The organism is Ottowia flava (assembly GCF_008017535.1).
Taxonomy (GTDB): Bacteria; Pseudomonadota; Gammaproteobacteria; order Burkholderiales; family Burkholderiaceae_C; genus Ottowia; species Ottowia flava.
The window spans coordinates 1-21,889 of the sequence record NZ_VRUA01000018.1; the positions used below are offsets into that span (position 1 = coordinate 1).

The window sequence follows — 21,889 nt, forward strand, 5'->3', positions numbered from 1 at the left end:
CATGGACTGGGCCGCCGCGGTGGGCGGGCATCTGCCCACACGGCGCGAACAGCCCTTGGTGTTTGCCCACTGCAAACAGCACCTGAAGCCCGAGGTGCACTGGTCCAGCGAGGCACACGAAGACGACGCCTCTTACGCCTGGTACTGCCACTTCAACTACGGCAACCAGCTCAACCTCCACAAGAGCAGTGAGGCCCATGCCGTTGCCGTCCGCTTGATCCCCATCAGCGCTTAGTTCTTCAATCCTTTTTCATCACCACGCACCCATGACCACCATCACCCTCGAATCCATCGACGCCAAGCAGACCGAGCTGGCTGAAATGATCGCCGCTTTCAAGAACAGTGGCCAGACCATCGCCATCCCAGCCGCCGCCATCGCGCTGCGCCCTGGCGAGCGCTACGCCGGCCTAGCGCTGGACGACGAAGGCGCGCCCACCCACCACCTGATCCTGTTGCCACCGCGGCCTAACGGCCGCTTGAATTGGCGGGCCGCCATGGACTGGGCCGCCGCGGTGGGCGGGCATCTGCCCACACGGCGCGAACAGCCCTTGGTGTTTGCCCACTGCGAACAGCACCTGAAGCCCGAGGTGCACTGGTCCAGCGAGGCACACGAAGACGACGCCTCCTACGCCTGGTACTGCGTCTTCTACGGCGGCAGCCAGAACACCACCCACAAGAGCTATGAGGCCCATGCCGTTGCCGTCCGCAGATTGAGCGTTTAGTCCTTCAGTCCTTTTCTTTGAGCCAGATTCATGTCCCTCCATTCCGATTTGCCCATCCACCGCACCGGCGTCAAGTTGCTCGCCCTGGCGGTGGCAGCGCAGCCGCACATGCGGCGCGAGCTGAAGCGCGTGCTGGGCGACAAGCTCACCCAGCACTGCGTGGACATTCTGGAATTGATGGCCATGGCCAACGCCACCCAGCGTGACGTGCGCGCGGCACACCTGCAGGAATTGCTGGTGCGCCACCGCGCCATCACCGTATTGCTCCGCGTCGCGCACGACAGCGGCAACTTGTCGCCGCGCCTGTGGGCGCAGTCGATTGAGCTGCTGGGCAGCATTGGCAAGCAGGCCGGCGGCTGGCTCAAATCCGCGAACAAGGCGCCTGCAGCATGACGGTCAAGGCTCTCATGCCCGTGCGCACATGGGATCTGGTCGCGCCGCTGGCCCACAAGGCCACCGCCAGGCACACCACGGAAACCGCCGCGCCCGCGCGCGGCACGTCCGGTGCAGTTGCCCCGCTGATCGGCGCAAGCCTTCGGCCGGGTGACGTCGATAGCGCGATGGGGCCTCTTACGCCTGGAACTGCAACTTCAACAACGGCAACCAGAACAACAACCACAAGAGCTATGAGGCCCATGCCGTTGCCGTCCGCAGACCCCAACCTGTTCGCCCTGCTGGTGCAGGCCTACCTCGATTGCCGGCGCCACAAGCGCAACAGCGCCAGCATGCTGGCGTTCGAGGCCCGGGCCGAGCACCACCTTTATGAATTGCATGAAGCCCTGGCCAGCGGTACGTACCAGCCAGGGCAAAGCATCTGCTTTGTGGTGCGCCACCCCAGGCCGCGTGAGGTGTGGGCCGCCCAGCCGCGCGACCGCATCGTGCACCACCTGCTGTACAACCACATCGCCGCGCGCTTTCACGCCGCCTTTGTGGCCGACAGCTGCGCCTGCATCCCCGGCCGCGGCACACTGTACGGCGCCCGCCGGCTGGACCACCAGGTGCGCAGCTGCACCCACAACTGGCAGCGGCCCGCGCATTACCTGAAGCTGGACTTGGCCAACTTCTTCGTCAGCATCGACAAGCACGTCCTGCTGGCGCAGCTGCAGCGCCGCATCACCGAGCCCTGGTGGATGGCCCTGGCCGCCACCATCCTCATGCACGACCCACGCACCAACGTGCAAGTGCGCGGTCGCCCCGACGAGCTGGCGCTGGTGCCGCCGCACAAAAGCCTGTTCAACGCGCCGGCCGACCACGGCCTGCCCATCGGCAACCTCAGCAGCCAGTTCTTCGCCAACGTGCTGCTGGACGAGCTGGACCAACACATCAAGCACCGCATCCGCTCGCCGCACTACGTGCGCTACGTGGACGACATGGTGCTGCTGCACCCAAGCCCGCAGTGGCTCAACCACGCGCGCGAGCAGGTGCAAGCCAAGCTGGCCGACCTGCACCTGGCCGTCAACCCGCGCAAGACCATCCTCCAGTCCGTCGCGCGTGGCGTGGACTTCGTCGGCCAGGTCATCCGCCCATGGCGCCGCACCACGCGCCGACACACCCTGCTCACCGCCCTGCACCGTCTGATGGAAATGCCCGCAGCCAACGTCTACGCCGCCGGCAACAGCTACCTGGGCACCGTCCGCCAAGCCACCCACAGCCACGCTGAACGGGCCGCGTTGTGCAAGGCGCTGCTGCGGCGCGGGCATGCGGTGGAAGGGGCGCGGCTGGAGAAGGCGTTCAGGAGGCGCACCACATGACCACCGCCACCTTCCATGGCACGCTGGTCGCAAGGCCCGAAGTGCGCTACCTGCCCGCTGGCAAAGACGGCCTCCCCGTACCGGTGTTGTGCCTGCGACTGCGCAACGAGGGCCTGGGCAGCAACCCCATCACCGTGCAGCAGCACTTCAAGGCTGGCGCCACCCGCCAGTGCGAGGCCGCCGCACGCCGACTCAAGCCAGGCCAACAGCTGACGGTGGAGGCGCCCCTGACGGCGCTGCAGCTGACGGTGGCCGGCGCAGCGCACATCCATACCGAGAAAAAGAAAGGCAACCCATGACCACCCCCGACTTCCTCCACATCGACCCGCGCCTGGTGCTGCCCAGCGCCACCAACCCGCGCAAGCACTTCGACCCGGTCAAGCTGCAGGAGCTGGCCGACAGCATTGCGGCCAGCGGCGTGCACCAGCCGGTGTTGCTGCGCCCGCTGCCGGCGGCGCGCGTGCCGGACACGGTCGGCCTGAAGCCGCGCCCCACGCATGAGATGGTGGCCGGCGAGCGGCGCTTGCGCGCCAGCCTGAAGGCGGGCGTGGCGACCATTCCGGCGATGGTGCAGGACCTGACCGACGCGCAGGTGCTGGAGATCCAGATCGTGGAGAACCTGCAGCGCGACGACCTGAGCCCGCTGGAGGAAGCCGAAGGCTACCGGTACCTGATCGACCACACCGGGGTGAACGCGCAAGAGGTGGGCGCCAAGATCGGCAAGAGCCGCGCCTACGTGTACGGCCGCCTGAAGCTGCTGGACTTGTGCCCCGAGGGCCGCGCGGCGCTGGCCGAGGGCAAGCTGGAAGCCAGCACCGCCCTGCTGGTGGCGCGCATCCCGGATAGCAAGCTGCAGGCCGAGGCCACGGCCGTACTGACGGAAGTGGACTACACCGGCGACGCGGCGTACAGCCACCGGGCGGCGGCGGTGTACATCCAAGAGCACTACCAGCTGCGGTTGGAGAGCGCCAAATTCGACCGCGCCAGCGCCACGCTGGTCCCCGCGGCCGGCGCGTGCAGCGCTTGCCCGCACCGCACCGGGGCCAACCCCGACCTGTTCAGCGACGTGAAGAATGCAGACGTGTGCACGCTGCCATCGTGCTACCACGCGAAAGAACAGGCGCACGTTGACGCGCAGCTGCAGGCCGCACGCGACAGCGGTGCGGAGATCATCGAAGGGCGCGAAGCCAAGCTGCTGATGCCCCACCGCTGGAGCCGCAAGGTGGAAGGCCACCTGCGCCTGGACGACGCAGAAGACAGCCCGACCAAAGAGCCGCTGCGCAAGGTGCTGGCGAAGGTGATGGAGGAACAGGGCGTCAAGCCCACCCTGATCGCCAACCCGCACGTGGACGGCGAGATGATCGCGGTGATCAGCGGCGAACAGGCGACGGCCCTGTTGCACGCCGCCGGACAATTGAACGCCGCCGAAAAGGTGAAGGGCGACGCAGCGGCGGAGGCGAAGGCGGCCGAGCGCGAGGCCGCGCTGAAGGCCGAGGACAAGGTCGAACAGGGCTGGCGCAACGCCGGCCTGCAGGCGGTGATCGACAAGGCCGACGCAGCAGGCTCGCAAGACGGCCGGCCAGCGCTGGCACCCACGTTGTCCGAGCTGCTGCGGCACATCGCACGCCACTACCTGAAGCTGCTGCGGCTGGACCAATGCAAGGCCCTGGCCAGCCGCCTGAACCTGGGCAAGGTGGCGCCCCGCGACGGCATCGAGCATTGGCTGGGCGACCACGCGCAGCCCGTCGACGCGCTGATCATCCTGGTGGGCGCATCGGACGCGCAGTGGGTGCGGGCGGACGCTGACAAGGTCGGCGCCAACCACGGCCTGTACCGCGCCGCCGCCGCCATGGGCGTTGACCTGCCCAAGATCGCCATCGCCGCGCGCGATGAGGCGCGCGCCGACGCCGACGCCAAGGCCAAGGCCGCCCAAAAGCCCAAGCCCGCCGATGTGCCAAAAGGCGATCTACCCCTGGCCCCTGCTGCGCGCCGCAAGCGGGATGCGAGCGCTGACGCTGAAGGCCCCGCTACGCGGCGCGGGCGGGGTGCGAAAGCCAAGCCCGCGATCGGCGAGGCGCAGGCCCGCGAATCCATCGCCGCGGCGATGCAGGCCCAGGAGCCAGATCCAGGCGCCGCTGCCGCGGCGCAAAACGACGGTGCGCGGCCGGTGCTGCGCCCGGCCACGCCCAGTGGTGGCGCCGCGCCAGGGCTGGCGATAGGGCAACAGGTCAAGGTGCTGGCCAACGCGACAGGCGCTGGGCAGAAGCGCTGGGTGGGCAAGACCGGCCAGGTCGTCAGCCAGATGGGCGACAGCGCCTGGGACGTGGAATTCGCCGCCAAGCGCAAGGGCCTGCCAACGGTGCAGTGTGCGTTTGATGTCAGCGAGCTGGAGGTGGTGTGATGGGTGAAGCGCAACGCACCGGGTGCCCTGCGCCCATCCTTGAACAGGATCGGAGCAAGGCCATCCACGCAGCGGCACTGGAGCTTGCCTGCGCGCTGAACGCCGCATCAAGGCCGGGCCTGAGGTTTGAGGTCAGGGTCACTTCGCGGAACTATCGAAGGATCGAAGATGTCCTTGACGCCCAGGTCTACAACGTCGAGGTCGACGTCGTGCAAACGACGCGCGTCATGTGAGGGTCGACCGGATGTCGAATCAGACCAACCCGCCGGAAGGCTGCAGCCCCTTCGACCTGGAGGTCGCCCAGCGCGGCGATCGAGCCGCCCGCAACGGACCTCGCATCTACCTCAGCGGCCCCATGACCGGCCTGCCGGACCTGAACTTCCCCGCCTTCCACGCCATGTCTGCCCGCCTGCGCGCTGCGGGGCATAGCGTGGTCAACCCTGCCGAGCTGAACTCCGACCCCGCGGCCGACTGGAATCAGTGCATGCGCCGCGATATCGCCGCGCTGTGCACTTGCACCACCCTGGCCTTGATGCCGGGCTGGGAAACAAGCCAGGGCGCCCAGCTGGAGCTGCACATCGCGCACCGGATCGGGTTGGGGATTGTGATGGCGGAGGCGCTGGTCGATGGCGAAGGCGTTGCGGTGGCAGCCGCCCGCGCCGACGAGCGCGAGCAATGCGCGCGCATCTGCGACGCGCGGGAAGCCGAGGCCGACGAAAGCTACGACTCCGTTGCCGAATCGGTGACGGCCGGCGGCCTGGCAGAAGCCATCCGCGCCCGCGCTAACAAGAAGGAGCCAGGCTGATGACCGCCCTACTCGTCCAGGTCGTACCGCAGCTGCATATCGACCACGATGCGCGCGATGTCCTTGCGGTACAGGCGCCGGTCGGTCACCGACCGCACCGTCCAGTTGGGCCCGCCGTCGCCGGGGTCCATCCAGACCACCGAGCGCGGACGGTCGATATCGGTCTCCTGCCCAGCCAGGTCGGGGATCTCGCGCAGGCGGCCCATGAGCATGAGCCGCAGTTCATCAGCCGATCGGCGGGGTTTCATGGCCCGCAGTATGCACGCCAGGAGGCCCCTTGAACCGCCCCGCAAACCCATCCGTCGACCTGGCCGGCCAGCCGATCACCGTGGACCTGGCCGGCGCCGCGGCGATCATGAAGGTGCACAAAGAGACGGTGCTGAAGGACATCCGCGCCGGGCGCTTGCCAGCGGGCCAGAACGGGCGCGCCTACGTGATGCTGACACGCGACGTGGTGGCGCTGACCGAGGCGCGCATCGTGGAACAGACGGCTGCACGCATGGGCGTCACCAAAGCCGCTCCGACAAGACGGAGCCGCGCAAGTTCGCATAACGCGCCAGCATCTTGATGTCCTTGTGGCCGGTGATCTTCATGATCTCCATTTCCGACAGACGCGTGCGCTCAAACAGGCGGCTGGTGGCTTCGTGCCGCAGGTCGTGAAACTTCAGGCCGTCGCAGCCGGCCGCGTCGAAGATGTTGACCCACAGCTTGGACAGGTAGTCGGTGACCCGGTGGCGCGCGCGCGTACCGTGGTCGCCATCCCACCAGGGGAACAGTTGGTCCGCGGGAAGGCCATCGGGGATCTGGCGCAACGCCAAGTAGTCCTGCAGCGCCGCCACGGCTACGGTCGATAGCGGCACCTGGCGCTTGTCGCCATTCTTCGTGCGGTCAAGGAACACGGTGCGCCGGTCCAGCGCGACCTGGTCCACGGTCAGCGTGTACATCTCGGACAGGCGCATGGCGGTCTCGGTCGCCAGCAGGTAGAGGCAGCGCAGCGCCGGCACGTGCGCCAGCTGCAGCGGGCGCTGCTTGCGCGGCAGAACGCCGGCATCGAGCATGGCCATGATGCGCTCATGCTCGCCGCGCTCCAGGCGCCGATCGCGCGCCACGTCCACACGTTTTTCACCGGCCAGCTGGGCGTCCAGCTTGGTGTACTGGCTGTAACCGTTGGGCAGCGTGCGGAAGGGGTGGTCGGGCAGTTCGAGCTTTTTTAGCCGCATGCCCCAGTCGCAACACCTGGCCAGCGCGCCGACCTTGGCACGGATGGTGTCCGGCGCGACCCGGTCCACGCGCTTCAGAACCGAGATCCAATCATCGACCCAGGCGGCATTGATGGCCGTCAGCGGCGTGGTGCCGCGCGTTTTGTCGACCGTGCGCAGCTCCGCCAGGTCTTTGTGCGAGGGGTGCGCGTCGCGCGTGTAGTCGGCGATCAGCTGCCCCAGCGTCTGCGTGGTCGCCGTGGGCTGGTACTGCGTGGGGACGATGCCGCTGGCCAGCAGCTTGTCCAGGTTGGCAGCAAAGGCATCGCCCTCCGCCTCATCGGTGAAGGTGAAATACAGCGGCTTGTCCAGCACGCCCGCCCGCTTGAACACGTACTCAAACGTGCCATTCGCCCGCTTCCGCTTACCCGCCATGCCACACCCCCACGCCCATCCGGCGGCAGTGTAGCAGCAAGGAGTAGCACGGTTGGCAGAAGCCGTTTCTTGGTTGGCTGTGGCTTTCCTAGGCGTTGATTGCGGGTGGTCAGCGGCCAAAGAAAAAGGGCTCAGATCGCTCTAAGCCCTTGATCTATAAGAAGTTTCTGTGGTGGGTGCTGACAGTCTCGAACTGCCGACCTACTCCGTGTAAAGGAGCCGCTCTACCAACTGAGCTAAGCACCCCACCGAAAACGGTGTCTGAATCAGTTCAGCGCGTCTTTCAGCGCCTTGCCGGGACGGAACTTGGGTACCTTGGCGGCCTTGATTTTAATCGTAGCGCCGGTGCGCGGGTTGCGACCAGAGCGTGCAGCGCGTTTGCCGACCGCGAAAGTGCCAAAGCCCACCAGCGAAACGGTGCCACCCTTGCGCAGAGTGGTCTTGACCGCACCGATCGTGGCTTCCAGCGCACGGGTGGCAGCAGCCTTGGAAATGTCGGCGTTTTTGGCGATGTGTTCGATCAGCTCGGTTTTGTTCACGAAGGTGCCCCTCTTTCAAGAATTATCAAGAATCCGGATAAACGATGTCGGACCGTTGACAGCCTCGCCAGGCCCGGCTCGTTGGTCGGCAGCAGGGTGACCAAGTCAAGGCAGACCGACCTCACTTGCGGCCGCAGCGTGCTCACGTCGATCCCTGTCCGGCGAGCGTTGCATTCTAGACCCAATTGCAGGTGTCAAACCTCGTATCTACCCCGCTTGTGCGATGGCGCAACATGCCTCAGGGTTCTGCGCGGCCGGAGCGTGACGTGGCCCGCGTCTCGCCGCTATGACGTCTAACCCATTTTGAGTTGGCACACCACGTGTCTACCGCACCGGCGCCGACGCCCGCACCACCAACGCCACACCCAACGCCGTCAGCGCCATGCCGGCCAGCGTGACCACCGTGATCGGCTCGCGAAACAAGCCCCAGGCGATCAGCGCGGTGGTGGGCGGCACCAGGTACATCAGGCTGGCCACGCTGGCGGCGGCACCGCGCTGGATCAGCAGGAACAGCAGCGAGCTGCCGCCCAGCGTCAGCCCCAGCACCGACCAGGCCATGGCGCCGATGACCTGGGCGTTCCACTGGATCGATTCGGGCTCCAGCAGCGCCATCGGCCACAGCACCAGCGCGGCGGCCAGCAACTGCACGGCGCTGGCGCTGCGCACGTCACACGGCTGGACGAAGCGCTTCTGGTACAGCGTGCCCGCGGTGATCGCCACCAGCGCCAGCACGGCCCAGCTGAAGTTGGCCGCCGTGACGTGGTCGCCCGGACTGCCGTCGGTCAGCTTGCGCCACACGACCAGCACCAGGCCGGCAAAACCGAGCACCAGACCGCTCCACTGCCGGCGCGTGACCTTGCTGGCGCCGGCGCCGGTGGCCGACAGCCAGATGGCGGTCAGCACCGGCTGGATGCCGGCGATCAGCGCCGCGAGGCCTGAGCCCATGCCGCCCTTGACGGCCGCCCAGACGCCGCCCAGGTAGGCCGCGTGCATCAGCACGCCGGTCACGCCCAGGTGCAGCCACTGCGCGCCCGTCTGCGGCCAGCGCACGCGCGCCAGGGTGACCCAGACGACAAAACACACCAGCGACAGCGACATGCGCACCGCCAGAAAGGTGAAGGGCGGCGCGTACGGCATGCCGTAGCGCGCGACGATGAAGCCGGTGGCCCAGATCAGCACGAACACCGCCGGCATCAGGCGGATCAGCGTGGAGGGGTCGTTGCCGCGCTCGTTCACGTCAGATCCGGGTCAAGCGCGGCGACGAAGGCAGAAACCAGCGTGCCCACTCATTTGGCGTGCGCACGGATGTCCGGCAAGGCCTTCTGCAGGTAATACACCATCGACCACACGGTCAGCACCGCCGCCAGCCAGATCAGGATCTGTCCCCAGAAATGCGTGTCGACACCGAACACCACGCCGTCGTACAGCAGGAGGGGAATGGCCACCATCTGCACCGTGGTCTTCACCTTGCCCAGCATGTGCACGGCCACGTTCCCGCTGGCGCCGATCTTGGCCATCCATTCCCGCAGGGCCGAGATGGCGATTTCGCGCCCGATGATGATCAGCGCGACGAACACATCGGTGCGCTGCAGGTGCACCAGCACCAGCAGCGACGCGCACACCAGAAATTTATCGGCCACCGGGTCCAGGAAGGCGCCGAAGGCCGAGGTCTGGTTCAGCCGCCGGGCCAGAAAGCCGTCCAGCCAGTCGGTCCAGGCGAACACGATGAACATGACCGTGGCCACCAGATTGCGCGTGGCGGGCTCCAGCGGCAGGTAAAACACCCCCACGATGAGCGGGATCGCGACGATGCGCGTCCAGGTCATGATCGTGGGCAGGGTGAAGAACATGGCAGCGATTGTGGCACGCCCGTGCGGGCACCGCTCAGGGGCGCTGCAGTGCACCAAAAGCTATTGTTTTGGTAGCTGGTAGCGCAGGTAACTGTATGGCTACAGATGGTTTTCTTTGAATTCTTCTCTGGACACGCCGCGCACCCGCGTGGTTGCCACCGCGGCGCCGCTCAGTGCAGCGCGCGGTAGATCTCTTCGGCCAGCGCTTGCGAAATGCCTTCCACCGTCGCCAGGTCCTGCACGCTGGCCGCCTCCACGCCGCGCACGCCGCCAAAGCGCTGCAGTAAGCGCGCGCGCTTGCGCGGGCCGACGCCCGGAATTTCTTCAATGCGGCTGCCGCCCACCCGCACCTTGGCGCGCGCCGCGCGCATGCCGGTGATGGCGAAGCGGTGCGCCTCGTCGCGGATCTGGGCGATCAGCATGAGCGCGGCCGAATCCTTGCCGAGGTAGATCTTCTCGCGCCCGTCGGCAAACACCAGCTCTTCCAGGCCCACCTTGCGACCCTCGCCCTTCTCTACGCCGACGATCAGCGACAAATCCAGCCCCAGCGCCGCAAACACCTCGCGCGCCATGCTGACCTGGCCCTTGCCGCCGTCGACCAGCACCAGGTCGGGCATGCGCACCGCGGGGCCATCGCCCTCGGCCGTGGTCTGCAGCGCCTCGGCGATCTTGCTGTAGCGCCGCGTCAGCACCTGGCGCATGGCGGCGTAGTCGTCGCCGGGCGTGATGCCTTCAATCTTGTAGCGGCGGTATTCGCTGCTGGCCATGCGGTGGTTCTGGAACACCACGCAACTGGCCTGCGTGGCCTCGCCCGCGGTGTGGCTGATGTCGAAGCATTCGATGCGCAGCTCGGCCAAATCCGGCACGTCCAGCGCCAGCGCGTCGGCCAGCGCACGCGTGCGCGCCTGCTGCGAACCTTCTTCCGCCAGCAGCCGCGCCAGTTGCAGCCCCGCGTTCTGGCGCGCCATCTCCAGCCACACGCGGCGCTGGCCGCGCGGCGCATGGGTGGCGCTGATCTTCACCTCTTCTTTGTCGGCCAGCGCCTGCAGCAGCGACTGCGCCACCGGCTCGCTGGTGATCAGCTGCGGCGGCGCCGGCACCTGCAGGTAGTGCTGCGCGATGAAGGCGTCCAGCACCTGCGCCTCCAGCGTGGGCAGTTCGGTGTCGGTGTCGTCAAACGCCATCGCCGCGCCATCTTCCACATGGCTGGGGAAGTACGCGCGATCGCCCAGATGCCGCCCGCCGCGCACCATGGCCAGATTGACGCAGGCACGCCCGCCCTGCACCTTGACGGCCAGGATGTCCACATCCGCATCGCCCGCCACCTCCACCGCCTGCTGGTGCAGCACCGTGTTCAGCGACGTGATCTGGTTGCGGATGGCGGCCGCCTGTTCGAACTCCAGCGCGTCCGAATGCACCATCATGCGGCGCTCCAGCTGGTGCAGCAGGTCCTGCGTTTCGCCGCGCAAAAATTGCTCGGCGTGCGCCACGTCGGCGGCGTAATCGGCCGCGCTGATCAGCCGCACGCAGGGGCCGGTGCAGCGCTTGATCTGGTACAGCAGACACGGCCGTGTGCGGTTGGCAAATACGGTGTCCTCGCAGGTGCGCAGGCGAAACACCTTTTGCATCAGCTGGATGGTTTCCTTCACCGCCCAGGCGCCCGGGTACGGGCCAAAGTAGCGGTGGCGCTTGTCGGTCGCGCCGCGGTAGTACGCCATGCGCGGGTAGGCGCCCGGCACGGGCGGCCCGTCGGCCTTGTCCTGCTCGCGCCCGGTGCCCGTGAGCTTGAGATAGGGGTAGCTCTTGTCGTCGCGAAAAACGATGTTGTACTTGGGCGCCAGCTGCTTGATCAGGTTGTTTTCCAGGATCAGCGCCTCGGCCTCCGAGCGCACCACCGTCGTCTCCATGCGCGCGATCTTGCGCACCATGTGCCCGATGCGCGTGCCGCCGTGGTTCTTCTGGAAGTAGCTGGATACGCGCTTCTTCAGGTTGCGCGCCTTGCCCACGTAGAGCACGTTGCTCGCGTCGTCGAAGTAGCGGTACACGCCCGGCAGACCGGGCAGCGCGGCGACTTGCGCGAGCAGTTCTTCAGAATGCATCTCTGACATATCGACTATTGTTACTTCTCTCGCTCAGCTTACGGCCGCATACCCTAGATGCACGTACAACATGAAACGAAGCGTCGTACTCGACAAAAACTATCTCCAGGCCGAATCCAAGCAGTCAATCCACAGTCTCTGCGACACGTACCGCGTTGTCATGTCGGGAGCGTTGTTTTACGAACTGCTCACAACGGATGTCGAGACCCGTCGTCGCTGCTTCTCCAAGTTCCCCGTCCGGGAAAATCCCGTCATCCTCGTAGAGCACGTTGGCGAACTTCTGCGCTACGAGGTACAGCATGGCCGGCCGTGCGGCCAGCCTTCAGGGCACCGCATCAATATGAGATGGGTTTTCAACGCGCAGTTGAGAGGTACTGACTATGAATTGCCGCCCGAAGCTTTAGAAGTCCTGCGAGAAGAATCGATTGCCAACGAAGCTGAAATCACAGGATGGGCCGGCCTCGCGGAATCCATGGTTGCACTTTCCCCGAACCTCCTGACTGGTAGCGACGAAAGTCGCGCGAACGTTCGGAGCAAAGTCGAGCGCAATATCTGCAATCCGGAAAGCGCGTTGCAGTTCTTTGAAATAATGAAAAAGGCAATGCCGAACTCCCCTCTGAGAATTTGGAGTCCACTGGGGAAGTGGGCTCATTTGCGGTGGCTTCAAGTCATGCATCTGTTTGCGCTCGACTTATGTGTTCGTTACCAAGGAGCCGTCTCGCAAATGCTCGACTACAAAAAGTTTCGAATGAAGTTGGAACACGATCTCCATGACGCACAAATTCTGGCCCTAGCTGTCCTCGAGGGGAACATTGCCACCAACGAGCGAAAACTCCTGAGATGGTGGCGACTATTGCAGCCGACTATTGCCCCGATCTCCACGTTGAGAAGTCCGTGACCACAGCGCCCAACAAGTTACCGCTGCGCTGGGACCTCTTCTGCCAGGTCATCGACAACCACGGCGACCTCGGTGTGTGCTGGCGGCTGGCGCGCGAATTGGCGGCGCACGGTCAGCGCGTGCGGCTGTGGGTGGACAACGCGGCGGCGCTGGCGTGGATGGCGCCGGGTGCGACGGACGGGGTGTTTGCGGGGATCGAGGTGCGGCCGTGGACCACCCCGCTGAACCCCGCCGACCTCGCCACCCTGCCCCCCGCCGATGTGTGGGTCGAGGCGTTTGGCTGCGAAATCCCTCCTGAATTCATAGCTGCCCGCGCTGGTGGTTCTAGGGATCATTCAAATCCTCCGATCTGGATCAACCTGGAGTACCTGAGCGCCGAAGCCTACGTGGAGCGCACGCACACCCTACCCTCGCCCGTGCTGCAAGGCCCGGCGGCGGGCTGGACCAAGTGGTTCTTCTACCCCGGCTTCACGCCCGCCACCGGCGGCCTGCTGCGCGAGGTCGACCTGCCCGCGCGCCAGGCTGCGTTCGGCCGCGCCGCGTGGCTGCGCGCGCAGGGCATCGATTGGCGCGGCGAACGGCTGGTGTCGCTGTTCTGCTATGAGCCACCCGCGCTGCCGGCGCTGCTGCGCCAGTGGGCCGAAGGCGACGTGCCCACGCGCCTGCTGGTCACCACCGGGCGCGCCACCGCCGCGGTGCGGCAGGCGATTCATAACGATTCAGGCCTGCAACCCTTGATGGTTCAGCGCGGCCAGCTATCGATTTCATACCTGCCGCACGTCACGCAGACCGCCTACGACGAACTGCTGTGGGCCTGCGACTGGAACTTTGTGCGGGGCGAGGATTCGCTGGTGCGCGCCCTCTGGGCCTCTGCGCCCCTGGGGCCGCAGCGGGCTGCCCCGCCCTTCGTCTGGCACATCTACCCCCAACCCGAAGACAACGCGCACCACGCCAAGCTGGATGCTTTCCTCGACTGGCTGGGCGCACCGCCTTCGCTGCGCGCGTTTCACCACGTCTGGAACGGCATCGCGCCCGGCCCGCTGCCTGCGCCCGACCTCGCCGCGTGGGGCGCCTGCGCGGCGGCCGCGCAGGCCCGGCTGGTGGCTGCGCCCGGCTTGGCCGAGCAGCTGATCGGCTTTGTGCAGAAAAAACGTTAGAATACAAGGCTTTGCGAAATTCGACCGCAGCCGCGCGCTGCCCTGGTTTCGCCCCACGCCGCAGCGCGCCGCGCGTCAAATCTTTCGGTGCACGAGCGGCCCCACGCTCCCTTCACACACTGGAAGAACACACACCATGAAAATCGCACAGGAAATCCGCGCCGGCAACGTCATCATGCACGGCAAGGACCCGATGATCGTCCTGCGGACCGAATACGCCCGCGGTGGCCGCGGCGCTGCCACCGTGCGCATGAAGCTCAAGGCCCTGCTGAACAACATGGGCACCGAAGTCGTCTTCAAGGCCGACGACAAGATGGACCAGGTCATCCTGGACCACAAGGACTGCACCTATTCGTACTTTGCCGACCCAATGTACGTCTTCATGGACAGCGAGTACAACCAGTACGAAGTCGAAGCCGAGAACATGGGCGACGCGCTCAACTACCTGGAAGACGGCATGACCGTGGAAGTGGTGTTCTACGACGGCAAGGCCATCTCGGTCGAGCTGCCCACCACCGTGGTGCGCGAAATCACCTGGACCGAGCCGGCCGTCAAGGGCGACACCTCGGGCAAAGTGCTCAAGCCCGCCAAGATCGCCACCGGCTTCGAAGTGGCCGTGCCGCTGTTCGTCGCGCAGGAAGACAAGATCGAGATCGACACCCGCACCGGCGAATACAAGAAGCGCGTCTGATCGCAGCCAGCGGCGGTGCCGCTGCTGCCTCGCGCTGTTAAAAAAGGCTCCTGCGGGGGCCTTTTTTACTGGCCGGTGTATTCACAGCTGCCAAGCCGCATCCCCTAAACTGCCCCTATGCACACCACCGAGAACATCAAGCAAAGCACCGGCTCGCCCCTGGCCGACGCCTGGGCCGAGCTGCAGGCGCACGCCGACCGCGGCGAGCCGCTGGAGCCCGCGTCCTACCGCCTGGCCTTTGCCGACCCCGAATTCCTGCTGCGGCGCGAAACGCGCGGCGTGCGCTTTCAGCTGGAGCTGCTCAAGCCCGACCTGGCGCTGACCGAAGCCGGCATCGACCACACCATCGTCGTCTACGGCAGCGCGCGCTTTGTCTCACCCGAAGTGGCCGCCGAAAGCCTGAAGGCCGCGCAGGCATCGGGCGACGCGCACGCCATCGCGCTGGCCGAACGGGCGCGCCGCACTTCCGCCTACTACGAGCAGGCGCGCGAATTCGCCCAGCTGGTCGCCCGCTTCAGCCTGACCCAGTCGCCCAAAGACCGCCTGTACATCTGCACCGGCGGCGGCCCGGGCGTGATGGAGGCGGCCAACCGCGGCGCGCAGGAAGCGGGCGCGCCGTCCGTCGGCCTGAACATCACGCTGCCGCACGAGCAGTCGGGCAACCGCTACATCACACCGGAGCTGTCGTTCAAGTTCCACTACTTCGCGCTGCGCAAGATGCATTTCCTGATGCGGGCGCAGGCGCTGGTGGTCTTCCCCGGCGGCTTCGGCACGCTCGACGAGCTGTTCGAAGTGCTGACCCTGGTGCAGACCCGCAAGGTGCGCGCCGTGCCGATCGTGCTGGTCGGCCGCGAATTCTGGGACCGCCTGCTGAACCTCGACGTGATGATCGAAGAAGGCACGATCTCGCCCGATGACTTGAAGCTGTTCCACAAGGTCGACACGCCGCAGCAGGCCTGGGACATCGTGCGCAACTTCTATGACCTCTGAGGCGAGCACCGGCCGCGCCCCCAGCGCTGAACAGCTGCTGGCCTGGGCCGACGGCGGCACGCATTGGCCGGCCAGCGTGGCCACCCCCGCGTTCGCTGACGTGCCCGCCGCGTACCAAACCGCCCTCGCCCTGCGCGCGCTGCGCCAGGCGCGGGGCGAGCAGCCGCGCGGCTTCAAGATCGGCTTCACCAACCGCAACATCTGGCCCATCTATCAGGTCTTCGCGCCGATCTGGGGCACGGTGTGGGACAGCACGCTGCGCTTCACCGACGCGCAAGGCGCCGGCACGCTGAGCCTGCAAGCCACCTGCGAGCCGCGGCTGGAACCCGAGCTGGTCTTCGCCTTCCGCCACACGCCGCCTGCCGGCGCCAACCTGGCGCAGCTGTTCGACGCGCTGGACTGGCTGGCGCCGGGCGTCGAGATCGTGCAAAGCCACCGCCCGCATTGGCGCTTTGCCGCCGCCGCCGAAACCGTGGCCGACGGCGCCCTGCACGCCCGCCTGCTGGTCGGCCCGCGCATCGCGGTGCGCGACTTTGCCGGCTCAGCCGCCGAATTGCAGCAAAAGCTGGCCGAAGCCGAGCTGACCCTGATCGGCCCCAACGGCCAGTCCGCCGAATCCGGCCGCGGCGCCAACGTGCTGGACGACCCGCTGCAGGCCTTGCACCACTTCCTGACCGAGCTGCGCCAATGCCCCGGCGCGCCCGACGTGCAGCCCGGCGACGTGGTCACCACCGGCACCTGGACCGACGCGTGGCCAGTGGCGCCGGGCGAACGCTGGCGGGTGCGCTACAGCGCGCCGTTGGGCCAGCTGGACGTGCGCTTCAGTTGAAGCAGCGCGCTGCCCGTGCCCCCGCGGGTGGGGCACGGTGCGCATGGAAATTTACATCAAATGTGCCTGTAGCCCGCTCCTAGAAAGCGTAACCAGCTATCAAATTGATAATTGGACAAGCGGTGACGCACTGGCGCCACGTTCGCCCCCGCTCAGCGTTGCGCCCGCTGCACCAGCCCGCACCCTTCAGGGTCGTACAGTTCCAGCCACAGCGTGCCGGCCTGTAGGTCGAAGCGCGCCAGCGACAGGCTGCCTTCCATTGCGAAACCGTCGGGTGCGGCAAAGACGAAATCGTCGTCCGTCCAATGGTGCAGCTCCTGCGTGACGCGGCGCGGCCCCAGCGTCAGGTGCAGCGCCCTGCCGCCGGCGCGCACCTGCACCGGGCCCAGAAAATCGTTGGCGTAGCGCCCGGCATAGCGCGCCAGCGGCTGCGCCGGCGCCGGGTGCGTGGGCATCGGCAGGCCCACCAGCTGACCGCTGGGACCGAGCATGCTGCGCAGCGCCGCGCTGTAGCGGCCCCACCAGTCCTGCGAGACCTCGCCCATCTCAGCCAGGTCGATGAACTGGCTGCACAGCGACTCGACCACGCCGATCGGCAGCGCGTTGCTCAGCACCACCACGCCCAGGTCCAGTTGCGGCACCAAGCGGATCACCGTGCCCGCCCCGGTTTCGAAAGCGCCCGAATGGTCGAAGAAGGGCACACCACCGGCGGTCTGCCCGCCGATGTTGAAGCCGAAGCCGTAATGCCCGCCAGGCGCCTGCGGCGAAAGCGCGGCCTGCAAGGCAGCGCTTCCCACCAGCGGGCGGTCCTGCCAGCGGCCCTGGGCCAGCAGCATCGTCAGCCAGCGCGCCATGTCGTTGGCGCTGCTGCTGGCGCCGCCGGCGGCAGCCTGCACGTCGGCGTTGCGCATCGGCACCGGCCGCCACCCGCCCGGCCCCTTGATGTGGCCCTGGGCGCGGTTGGGTGTGCGCATGAATTCGGCAAAGCGCGAGGTGGTGCGCGTCATCCCCAGTGGGCCGTAGATGGCGCGCTGGCTCAGCGTCGCCCAGTCGGTGCTCGACGCCCCAGCCACGCCGATGGCCGCCGCCGTCAGGCCGAGGTTGGTGTACCCATAGGCGCTGCGCAGCGGCTTGACCGGCACGTAACGCAGGCGGGTCATGGCCTCGCGCTGGTCGTAGCCCAACAGCTCCAGGTTGTCGCCCGCGTGGTCGGGCAGACCGCTGCGGTGGGCGTACAGGTCGCCCACCGTCAGCGCCGCCGTGCTGGCCGCGTCGCTGAGCGCAAACCACGGCAGCAGCTCGCGCATCGGGGTGTCCCACGCGACGCGGCCCTCGCCCACCTCGCGCGCCACCACCGTGGCGCCCAGCGGCTTGGACACCGACGCCAGCTGGAACACCGTGTCGGCGTCGACCCGCCCCGGTCCGCCGACCCGCCGCACGCCAAAGCCATCGGCAAACACCGTGCGCCCGCCGTGCACCACCGCCATGGCGATGCCCGGCACGCTGGTCGTGCGCTGCAGCCGGCGGACCAGATCGGGCAGCGCGGCCAGCGCCGCCTGCAGCCGCGCCGGGTCGAGCGATGGGGCTGGCGCGGCGGCGCGGGCCTGGCCGCTCAGGCCGACAAGGGCCGCACCGGCCGCGCCCAAAGCGCCTGTGCGCGCCATCATCTGGCGCCGCGTCAGCGCGCTTCGTTGCAATGCAAAGTGGATCGTCATGGTGCCTCCTGCGATGAAACGGTGATCGGCGCGCCCTCGCGCGAAGTGGCCGGCGCTGCCGCCTGGCGCGCGGCCTGCGCGCGCATCTGCGGCGTGGTCAGGCTGGAGCCGTCGGCGCTCCAGCCGGGCGGCGCAAACAGCGTGCCCAGCACCTCGCGCAGGCTGCGGGCGCGGCGCAGGTCGCGGCCAATGCCCGCCCATTCGTGGAAGGCGATGCGCAGCGGGTTGTCGGTGGTCAGCGGGTGCGTCAGGCCGTAGTGGGGCGTAGCGCCTTCGGGGTAGAAGCTGCCGAACAGCTTGTCCCACACGATCAGCGTGCCGGCGTAGTTGCGGTCGAGGTACTCGAAGTCGCTGCCGTGGTGCACGCGGTGGTGCGACGGGGTGTTGAACACCGCCTCGAACCAGCGCGGCAGGCGGTCGATGGCCTCGGTGTGAATCCAGAACTGATAGATCAGGCTGACCGACTGCATGAACAGCACCATGGCCGGGTGAAAGCCCACCAGCGGCATCCACGCCCAGAACAGGAAGCTGCCCGTCGGCACGCCCGTCCAGGTCTGGCGCAGCGACACGCTGAAGTTGTACTTGTCCGACGAGTGGTGCACCGAGTGCGACGCCCAGAACCAGCGCGATTCATGGCTCACTCGGTGAAACCAGTAATAGGTGAAGTCGTCGGCAAAAAAGCACAGCACCCACACCCACCAGGCCCCCGTTGGCAGCGTGAACAGCCGGTGCTGGTACAGCCAGCTCATCACCAGCAGCACCAGCCCGCCCAGCAGTGTGGCAATCAGCATGTTGCCCAGCCCCAGCGTGACGTTGGCCAGCGCGTCGGGCGTGCGGTACAGCCCGCGCCCGCGGCGGGCACTGTAGAACGCCTCCACCACGATGAGCAGGGCGAAGGCGGGCAAGGCCGCCAGCATGATGTTGGGCAGATCCGTCATGGCAAGTCCTCGAAGTGAAGGGTGAACTGCAAGGTCAACCGGTTCGCCGCGCCCTACAGCACCCGGCAGGCGGTGGCGAACGGCAGGCGTGGGTTGCGCGGGTACACCGACGCCGGGTCGCCGTACCCCAGGTTCACCAGGAAGTTGGCACGCCAGCGGCCGTCGGGAAAGAACTCGGCGTTGACCGCGTCGGCGTCAAACCCGCTCATCGGCCCGCAGTCCAGCCCCAGCGAGCGCGCGGCCAGCATCAGGTAGGCGCCGCCCAGCGTGCTGCTGCGCGCGGCCATCGCCTCGCACAGCGCTGGGTCGGCCGCCAGGCTGTCGCGCGCGCTGGCGTCGTGCCAGATCTCCGGTATGTGCTCGTAAAAACGCGAGTCGGTCGCCACGATCACGCACACCGGCGCGGCCACCGTCTTGGCGCGGTTGCCCGGCATCAGCAGGGGCTCCAGCCGCTCGCGCGCCGCGCGCGTGGTCAGCATCACGAAGCGCGCCGGCTGGCAGTTCATCGAGGTGGGCCCCATGCACGCCAGCGCATACACCTGCTCCAGCAGCGCCTGCGGCACCGGCTCGTCCAGAAAGCCGTTGACCGTGCGCGCATCCAAGAACAGCTGCCGCAAGGCGGCGTCGGACAGCGGAAAGCGCGGCGCGGTGGGTGAGGTCATGTCCATGTCGGCGCTCCCAGGTTGATGAAGAAATTGGCTTCTTGCCCGCCTGCACATTGCGCTGGCAGCTATGGTTAAGTGAGCAATCAAACATCCCGCGCACGCCGCAGCCCGCGCCCGCCCAGGCCCGCGGCCAGCAGGCCCAGCAGCATCAGCCCCCATTGGCCCAGCGTAGGCACGGCCACGGGCATAGCGGCAAACGTGGCGGTGACGAAGCGCGGCATGTCCATAGTGACGGTGCAGGTGGGCTCCGTGTCGCTGCAATCACCGTTCCAGCCGGTGAAGGTTTGACCCGCCGGCGCGGTGGCTGTGAGGGTGACGGCTGCTGCTGCGCCGATGCTGTAGCCAGCCTGGCAGGCCACACCGCCTGCGTTGCTGCAGGCGGTGATGCCACCCGTTACCGCTGCCGGCCCTGAGGTGGCAGACACACTGCCTGTGCCCGACACCTGCGCAGTGAGTGCGAAGCTGGTGGCTGTCGTGGCGCTACTGGTCTGAAACACATCGTTTTCCGGGGTCGGAATGCTGCTGCCGCCGCCCGCCCCACCGCTGGCGCCCTGGTTGTCACGGAAGACCACGCTTGGCCCCTGGTACAGCGTGCCCGCGTTCCATAGCGCACCCACGCCTTGACCACCGTCGCCTGCGACCCCACCGCCGCCCGCACCCAGGTTGCCCAGCAGGCTGGTGCTGCTCATCAGCACCAGCGTGGCGCCACCGGCGTTGAAAATGCCGCCGCTGGCCTGGCCTCCAGAAAGACTCCATATAAAACCGCCACCGCCACCGCCACCGCTGGCGGACGGCGCGTCGTCGGCGCTGCCGGCCCATCCACCGCCACCGCCGCCTTTGGTGGGCGCGCCGGCGCCGGCGTTCACGTCGCCAGAGCCTCCACTTGACGTGCTCTGGCCCCCGCCGGCCCCGCCGTGAGATCCATTGCCAATGTGGCCGCCGCCGCCACCGCCGCCCCCGAATCCACCACCACCACCACCACCACTGAACGTGTCGTTGTCGGCACCACCCGCGCCGCCAAGAGGCCCAATTGCGTCGGGTCCACCGCGACCTCCCGCCGAGCCTCCACCTCCTGCGCTGCCCGCTTGACCACCTGCACCGCCGCCGATGAAGCCTCCTGTGCCTCCTGTGCCAGACACGAACTGGCCAGCAGTGTTTTTGCCGGCAAATGCGCCTCCGCCGCCCGACGAGTCCCCTGCGCCCCCACCCCCCGCAGTGTTGGCCGTCACACTCACGTCCTTCAAGGTCAGGTGCCCGTTGTTGTATACGCCCGCGCCGTCGGCAGCGCCGCCGACCTGGCCATAGCCACCGTTGCCCGCCACAGCCCCGCCCGTGACGGTCAGCCCTTCCAGTCGCACCTGGCTGCCTACGGCAATGCGCAGCACCCGGCTGCGGTAACCCGCGTCGATGGTCACGCCCGCGCCTTGCACGGTCAGGGCGCGGTCGACGACCAACTCGGTCCCGGCCAGTTGCACCGTGGTGACGCTTGGCGCAAAAACGATGGTGTCGCCGGCCTGGGCGCTGGCCAGCGTGGCGCGCAAGCTGCCAGCGCCGCTGTCGTTGCCGTTGGTCACCGTGCGGGTGGCTGCTTGCGCGCCTAGGGCGAGCAGGGCGACGATGAGCATGGGGCTGCGGCCCATGGCGGGTAGGCAGGCGCGAATTGACATGATCAACTCCATCGTAAAAATCTGCAGAAACATCCGGCAGCGCAGTCTGGTCATTCGCGGGCAGCTATCAAAAGTGATGTCGCCGGGCGGCACAGACGCGCGCGCGATGCGTCAAAACGCAAGCAGATTACGGAATTGGTCAAGATTTGTATGTCGCCCGTTTGGGCGACACGGGATGTTGGCCATGGCGGTCAACTCGCAAATTCAGTGACCGTCAGGTTCACCCCTGCGGCGTGGTTCAAATTGGCCGTTTTCCCATAGCTGATTTACGCAGACAGCTATCGTTTATGCAGCAAGATACCGATTTCTAGCCGGCCGGAATCAGGCCGGCGCACGCTACGACGCCGGTATTGATTTTTTTGAACAAATCCTCCAGGGCAATAGTCAAAACCCGAGAACGAGCAGGTGGGTGTGGCTTGCGCAGCGACACGGCGGCCACCGGGGGCCGAAAGTGCGGCTCAGGCTCCGCAGCCAGGGCGGCCCAGAGGGCGCGCCTCAGGAGGCGTTGGTCGGTGGCGGTTGAATCTGTGTCAATATG

23 protein-coding genes, 1 tRNA gene and 1 pseudogene are annotated in these 21,889 nt (G+C 67.1%); 14 read left to right on the forward strand and 11 right to left on the reverse strand.

Annotated elements, in window-relative coordinates:
- The 8 genes and pseudogenes from FVQ98_RS19730 to FVQ98_RS15520 form a co-directional block, all read left to right on the forward strand.
- Window positions 1-235: pseudogene (locus tag FVQ98_RS19730) on the forward strand (DUF1566 domain-containing protein); the annotation flags it as partial.
- Between the two features lie 31 nt (window positions 236-266).
- On the forward strand, window positions 267-722 hold the full coding sequence (locus tag FVQ98_RS15495; protein WP_147914362.1) for an Lcl C-terminal domain-containing protein: 456 nt from the start codon (window positions 267-269) through the stop codon (window positions 720-722).
- Window positions 723-752: 30 nt separating this feature from the next.
- Window positions 753-1,115: a four helix bundle protein gene (locus tag FVQ98_RS15500; RefSeq protein WP_147914363.1), complete on the forward strand. Its 363-nt coding sequence runs from the start codon at window positions 753-755 to the stop codon at window positions 1,113-1,115.
- 242 nt (window positions 1,116-1,357) lie between these two features.
- Window positions 1,358-2,473 (forward strand): RNA-directed DNA polymerase, encoded by a 1,116-nt coding sequence (locus tag FVQ98_RS15505; protein ID WP_255507809.1) that lies wholly within the window; start codon window positions 1,358-1,360, stop codon window positions 2,471-2,473.
- On the forward strand, window positions 2,470-2,772 hold the full coding sequence (locus tag FVQ98_RS19735) for a hypothetical protein (protein WP_187265758.1): 303 nt from the start codon (window positions 2,470-2,472) through the stop codon (window positions 2,770-2,772). Before FVQ98_RS15505 ends, FVQ98_RS19735 begins: the two co-directional genes overlap by 4 nt.
- Window positions 2,769-4,874, forward strand: coding sequence for a ParB/RepB/Spo0J family partition protein (locus FVQ98_RS15510; protein WP_187265759.1), 2,106 nt, complete (start codon window positions 2,769-2,771; stop codon window positions 4,872-4,874). Before FVQ98_RS19735 ends, FVQ98_RS15510 begins: the two co-directional genes overlap by 4 nt.
- Window positions 4,874-5,107 (forward strand): hypothetical protein, encoded by a 234-nt coding sequence (locus FVQ98_RS15515; protein ID WP_147914365.1) that lies wholly within the window; start codon window positions 4,874-4,876, stop codon window positions 5,105-5,107. The genes FVQ98_RS15510 and FVQ98_RS15515 overlap by 1 nt, the downstream gene beginning before the upstream one ends.
- Window positions 5,108-5,118: 11 nt before the next feature.
- Window positions 5,119-5,679 (forward strand): DUF4406 domain-containing protein, encoded by a 561-nt coding sequence (locus FVQ98_RS15520; RefSeq protein ID WP_147914366.1) that lies wholly within the window; start codon window positions 5,119-5,121, stop codon window positions 5,677-5,679.
- A gap of 8 nt (window positions 5,680-5,687) precedes the next feature.
- Here FVQ98_RS15520 and FVQ98_RS15525 read toward each other — a convergent pair whose 3' ends face one another.
- On the reverse strand, window positions 5,688-5,927 hold the full coding sequence (locus tag FVQ98_RS15525) for a hypothetical protein (RefSeq protein WP_147914367.1): 240 nt from the start codon (window positions 5,925-5,927) through the stop codon (window positions 5,688-5,690).
- A gap of 29 nt (window positions 5,928-5,956) precedes the next feature.
- Between FVQ98_RS15525 and FVQ98_RS15530 the strand changes: the two genes are divergently transcribed.
- Window positions 5,957-6,247 (forward strand): helix-turn-helix domain-containing protein, encoded by a 291-nt coding sequence (locus FVQ98_RS15530; protein ID WP_147914368.1) that lies wholly within the window; start codon window positions 5,957-5,959, stop codon window positions 6,245-6,247.
- Here the strand turns inward: FVQ98_RS15530 and FVQ98_RS15535 are convergent.
- The 6 genes from FVQ98_RS15535 to uvrC all read right to left on the reverse strand — a co-directional run bounded on the left by FVQ98_RS15535 (window position 6,186) and on the right by uvrC (window position 11,810).
- Window positions 6,186-7,271, reverse strand: a complete 1,086-nt coding sequence (locus tag FVQ98_RS15535) for a site-specific integrase (protein WP_255507810.1) — start codon at window positions 7,269-7,271, stop codon at window positions 6,186-6,188. The two genes, FVQ98_RS15530 and FVQ98_RS15535, sit on opposite strands and share 62 nt — an antisense overlap.
- A 212-nt stretch (window positions 7,272-7,483) precedes the next feature.
- Window positions 7,484-7,559 (reverse strand) — tRNA-Val (locus FVQ98_RS15540).
- Between the two features lie 20 nt (window positions 7,560-7,579).
- On the reverse strand, window positions 7,580-7,852 hold the full coding sequence (locus FVQ98_RS15545; protein WP_124862790.1) for an HU family DNA-binding protein: 273 nt from the start codon (window positions 7,850-7,852) through the stop codon (window positions 7,580-7,582).
- Between the two features lie 324 nt (window positions 7,853-8,176).
- The gene (locus tag FVQ98_RS15550; RefSeq protein WP_147914433.1) at window positions 8,177-9,046 is read right to left on the reverse strand and encodes a DMT family transporter; all 870 of its coding nucleotides are present in this window, start codon (window positions 9,044-9,046) and stop codon (window positions 8,177-8,179) included.
- Window positions 9,047-9,138: 92 nt separating this feature from the next.
- Window positions 9,139-9,702 carry a CDP-diacylglycerol--glycerol-3-phosphate 3-phosphatidyltransferase gene (pgsA, locus tag FVQ98_RS15555; protein WP_147914370.1) on the reverse strand — a complete coding sequence of 188 codons (564 nt, stop codon included), beginning with the start codon at window positions 9,700-9,702 and terminating at the stop codon, window positions 9,139-9,141.
- Window positions 9,703-9,872: 170 nt separating this feature from the next.
- Entirely contained in the window at window positions 9,873-11,810 is a 1,938-nt protein-coding gene (gene uvrC, locus FVQ98_RS15560) for an excinuclease ABC subunit UvrC (protein ID WP_147914371.1), read from the reverse strand.
- A 61-nt stretch (window positions 11,811-11,871) separates the two neighbouring features.
- On the opposite strand from uvrC, the gene FVQ98_RS15565 reads away from it, so the two are divergent.
- The 5 genes from FVQ98_RS15565 (at window position 11,872) to FVQ98_RS15585 (ending at window position 16,366) form a co-directional block, all read left to right on the forward strand.
- Window positions 11,872-12,699 (forward strand): hypothetical protein, encoded by an 828-nt coding sequence (locus FVQ98_RS15565; protein ID WP_147914372.1) that lies wholly within the window; start codon window positions 11,872-11,874, stop codon window positions 12,697-12,699.
- The gene (earP, locus tag FVQ98_RS15570) at window positions 12,696-13,856 is read left to right on the forward strand and encodes an elongation factor P maturation arginine rhamnosyltransferase EarP (protein WP_255507811.1); all 1,161 of its coding nucleotides are present in this window, start codon (window positions 12,696-12,698) and stop codon (window positions 13,854-13,856) included. The genes FVQ98_RS15565 and earP overlap by 4 nt, the downstream gene beginning before the upstream one ends.
- Window positions 13,857-13,992: 136 nt before the next feature.
- Window positions 13,993-14,547 carry an elongation factor P gene (gene efp / locus FVQ98_RS15575; protein ID WP_147914374.1) on the forward strand — a complete coding sequence of 185 codons (555 nt, stop codon included), beginning with the start codon at window positions 13,993-13,995 and terminating at the stop codon, window positions 14,545-14,547.
- A 117-nt stretch (window positions 14,548-14,664) separates the two neighbouring features.
- Window positions 14,665-15,537: an LOG family protein gene (locus FVQ98_RS15580; RefSeq protein ID WP_147914375.1), complete on the forward strand. Its 873-nt coding sequence runs from the start codon at window positions 14,665-14,667 to the stop codon at window positions 15,535-15,537.
- A complete protein-coding gene (locus FVQ98_RS15585; RefSeq protein ID WP_255507812.1) occupies window positions 15,527-16,366 on the forward strand; it encodes a 2-keto-4-pentenoate hydratase in 840 nt (279 codons plus the stop codon). The genes FVQ98_RS15580 and FVQ98_RS15585 overlap by 11 nt, the downstream gene beginning before the upstream one ends.
- 152 nt (window positions 16,367-16,518) lie before the next feature.
- Here FVQ98_RS15585 and FVQ98_RS15590 read toward each other — a convergent pair whose 3' ends face one another.
- The 4 genes from FVQ98_RS15590 to FVQ98_RS20240 all read right to left on the reverse strand — a co-directional run bounded on the left by FVQ98_RS15590 (window position 16,519) and on the right by FVQ98_RS20240 (window position 21,351).
- Window positions 16,519-18,081: a serine hydrolase gene (locus FVQ98_RS15590; RefSeq protein ID WP_147914376.1), complete on the reverse strand. Its 1,563-nt coding sequence runs from the start codon at window positions 18,079-18,081 to the stop codon at window positions 16,519-16,521.
- On the reverse strand, window positions 18,078-19,019 hold the full coding sequence (locus tag FVQ98_RS15595; protein ID WP_147914377.1) for a sterol desaturase family protein: 942 nt from the start codon (window positions 19,017-19,019) through the stop codon (window positions 18,078-18,080). Before FVQ98_RS15595 ends, FVQ98_RS15590 begins: the two co-directional genes overlap by 4 nt.
- 53 nt (window positions 19,020-19,072) lie before the next feature.
- Window positions 19,073-19,687, reverse strand: coding sequence for a malonic semialdehyde reductase (locus tag FVQ98_RS15600; protein ID WP_255507813.1), 615 nt, complete (start codon window positions 19,685-19,687; stop codon window positions 19,073-19,075).
- 80 nt (window positions 19,688-19,767) lie between these two features.
- Complete coding sequence (locus tag FVQ98_RS20240) at window positions 19,768-21,351, reverse strand: IPTL-CTERM sorting domain-containing protein (RefSeq protein ID WP_187265760.1); 1,584 nt, start codon at window positions 21,349-21,351, stop codon at window positions 19,768-19,770.
- Between the last annotated feature and the right edge of the window lie 538 nt (window positions 21,352-21,889).

Excerpts from the sequence above, each read along its gene's own strand:
- FVQ98_RS15495 (WP_147914362.1), top strand. The coding sequence starts at position 267 with ATGACCACCATCACCCTCGAATCCATCGACGCCAAGCAGACCGAGCTG.
- FVQ98_RS15500 (WP_147914363.1), top strand. The coding sequence starts at position 753 with ATGTCCCTCCATTCCGATTTGCCCATCCACCGCACCGGCGTCAAGTTG.
- FVQ98_RS15505 (WP_255507809.1), top strand. The coding sequence starts at position 1,358 with ATGCCGTTGCCGTCCGCAGACCCCAACCTGTTCGCCCTGCTGGTGCAG.
- FVQ98_RS19735 (WP_187265758.1), top strand. The coding sequence starts at position 2,470 with ATGACCACCGCCACCTTCCATGGCACGCTGGTCGCAAGGCCCGAAGTG.
- FVQ98_RS15510 (WP_187265759.1), top strand. The coding sequence starts at position 2,769 with ATGACCACCCCCGACTTCCTCCACATCGACCCGCGCCTGGTGCTGCCC.
- FVQ98_RS15515 (WP_147914365.1), top strand. The coding sequence starts at position 4,874 with ATGGGTGAAGCGCAACGCACCGGGTGCCCTGCGCCCATCCTTGAACAG.
- FVQ98_RS15520 (WP_147914366.1), top strand. The coding sequence starts at position 5,119 with ATGTCGAATCAGACCAACCCGCCGGAAGGCTGCAGCCCCTTCGACCTG.
- FVQ98_RS15525 (WP_147914367.1), bottom strand. The coding sequence starts at position 5,927 with ATGAAACCCCGCCGATCGGCTGATGAACTGCGGCTCATGCTCATGGGC.
- FVQ98_RS15550 (WP_147914433.1), bottom strand. The coding sequence starts at position 9,046 with ATGCCGGCGGTGTTCGTGCTGATCTGGGCCACCGGCTTCATCGTCGCG.
- pgsA (WP_147914370.1), bottom strand. The coding sequence starts at position 9,702 with ATGTTCTTCACCCTGCCCACGATCATGACCTGGACGCGCATCGTCGCG.
- uvrC (WP_147914371.1), bottom strand. The coding sequence starts at position 11,810 with ATGTCAGAGATGCATTCTGAAGAACTGCTCGCGCAAGTCGCCGCGCTG.
- FVQ98_RS15565 (WP_147914372.1), top strand. The coding sequence starts at position 11,872 with ATGAAACGAAGCGTCGTACTCGACAAAAACTATCTCCAGGCCGAATCC.
- efp (WP_147914374.1), top strand. The coding sequence starts at position 13,993 with ATGAAAATCGCACAGGAAATCCGCGCCGGCAACGTCATCATGCACGGC.
- FVQ98_RS15580 (WP_147914375.1), top strand. The coding sequence starts at position 14,665 with ATGCACACCACCGAGAACATCAAGCAAAGCACCGGCTCGCCCCTGGCC.
- FVQ98_RS15585 (WP_255507812.1), top strand. The coding sequence starts at position 15,527 with ATGACCTCTGAGGCGAGCACCGGCCGCGCCCCCAGCGCTGAACAGCTG.
- FVQ98_RS15590 (WP_147914376.1), bottom strand. The coding sequence starts at position 18,081 with ATGACGATCCACTTTGCATTGCAACGAAGCGCGCTGACGCGGCGCCAG.
- FVQ98_RS15595 (WP_147914377.1), bottom strand. The coding sequence starts at position 19,019 with ATGACGGATCTGCCCAACATCATGCTGGCGGCCTTGCCCGCCTTCGCC.
- FVQ98_RS15600 (WP_255507813.1), bottom strand. The coding sequence starts at position 19,687 with ATGGACATGACCTCACCCACCGCGCCGCGCTTTCCGCTGTCCGACGCC.
- FVQ98_RS20240 (WP_187265760.1), bottom strand. The coding sequence starts at position 21,351 with ATGTCAATTCGCGCCTGCCTACCCGCCATGGGCCGCAGCCCCATGCTC.